Annotated in this window: 1 protein-coding gene; it reads left to right on the top strand. The window is 62.7% G+C overall.

Annotated elements, in window-relative coordinates:
• Positions 1-8: 8 nt before the first annotated feature.
• Positions 9-217: transposase family protein (locus tag L6963_RS11985; RefSeq protein WP_423817134.1), on the top strand; the 209-nt coding region annotated here is incomplete at its 3' end.

Here is a 217-nt window from a genome sequence, read left to right as displayed (position 1 = left end):
AGGGCTATGTGGGTCTGGGGTTGGCTACCCCGGCCAGGCGTAAGCCGGGCCAACGGCTGAGCCGGGAGCAGAAGCGGAATAACCGGGTGCTGAATCGGCTACGGTCGGTGGTGGAGCGGGTTATCGCGCACATCAAGACTTGGCGGATTCTTCATACGGGGTTTAGGCGGCCGTTAGGGTTGTATGGGCGGGTGTTTTCGGTGGTGCGGGGGTTGGT

Source organism: Rothia nasimurium, assembly GCF_928392795.1.
In the GTDB taxonomy this organism is placed as follows: domain Bacteria; phylum Actinomycetota; class Actinomycetes; order Actinomycetales; family Micrococcaceae; genus Rothia; species Rothia nasimurium_F.
Note: the sequence above shows the minus strand (reverse complement) of the source record. Positions and strands in the feature narration are given on the sequence as shown.